This is a genomic window from Ruegeria arenilitoris, from assembly GCF_013032445.1.
Taxonomy (GTDB): domain Bacteria; phylum Pseudomonadota; class Alphaproteobacteria; order Rhodobacterales; family Rhodobacteraceae; genus Ruegeria; species Ruegeria arenilitoris_F.
The window spans coordinates 1-1,229 of sequence record NZ_WQCA01000081.1 but is presented as its reverse complement, the minus strand read 5'-3'; the positions used below and the strand labels follow the sequence as shown (position 1 = coordinate 1,229).

General features: G+C 59.3%; 1 protein-coding gene. It reads left to right on the top strand.

The window, feature by feature from the left end; genetic code table 11:
• Positions 1 to 1,176 (top strand): elongation factor Tu (tuf, locus tag GOW98_RS25495; RefSeq protein WP_170337396.1); only part of this gene is annotated, 1,176 nt, incomplete at its 5' end.
• Positions 1,177 to 1,229 lie beyond the last annotated feature (53 nt).

Here is a 1,229-nt window from a genome sequence, read left to right as displayed (position 1 = left end):
ATGGCAAAGGAAAAGTTTGAGCGTACAAAACCGCACGTCAACATCGGCACGATTGGCCACGTTGACCATGGTAAAACGACGCTGACCGCAGCGATCACCAAGTATTTCGGTGACTTCAAAGCGTATGACCAAATCGACGGTGCGCCGGAAGAGAAAGCGCGCGGCATCACCATCTCGACCGCCCACGTGGAATACGAGACCGAGAACCGCCACTACGCGCACGTTGACTGCCCCGGCCACGCCGACTACGTCAAGAACATGATCACCGGTGCCGCTCAGATGGACGGCGCGATCCTGGTTGTGAACGCTGCTGACGGCCCGATGCCGCAGACCCGCGAGCACATCCTGCTGGGCCGCCAGGTTGGCATCCCGAAAATGGTCGTGTTCATGAACAAAGTCGACCAGGTTGACGACGAAGAGCTGCTGGAGCTGGTGGAAATGGAAATCCGCGAGCTGCTGTCTTCGTACGAATACCCCGGCGACGATATTCCGATCATCGCAGGTTCGGCTCTGGCCGCGATGGAAGGCAACAACCCGGAAATCGGTGAAGAGAAGATCAAGGAACTGATGGCGGCTGTTGATGACTACATCGACACCCCCGAGCGCGCTGTTGACCAGCCGTTCCTGATGCCGATCGAAGACGTGTTCTCGATCTCGGGTCGTGGTACCGTTGTGACCGGTCGTGTTGAGCGTGGCGTGATCAACGTTGGCGACGAGATCGAAATCGTTGGTATCCGCGACACCGCGAAAACCACTTGCACCGGCGTTGAAATGTTCCGCAAGCTGCTGGACCGCGGTGAAGCCGGCGACAACATCGGCGCCCTGCTGCGTGGTGTTGACCGTGACGGCGTTGAGCGTGGTCAGGTTCTGTGTAAGCCGGGTTCGGTTACACCGCACACCAAGTTCGAAGCCGAAGCCTACATCCTGACCAAGGAAGAGGGCGGTCGTCACACTCCGTTCTTCGCGAACTACCGTCCGCAGTTCTACTTCCGGACCACTGACGTGACCGGCACCGTGACCCTGGCCGAAGGCACCGAGATGGTCATGCCCGGCGACAACGTGTCGTTCGGCGTTGAGCTGATCGCTCCGATCGCGATGGAAAACGGTCTGCGCTTCGCGATCCGCGAAGGCGGCCGCACCGTCGGCGCCGGCGTTGTCTCGAAAATCATCGAGTAAGTCGCGCTAGCGAACACTCAAAGAAAGGGCGTCCTTCGGGGCGCCCTTTTTCT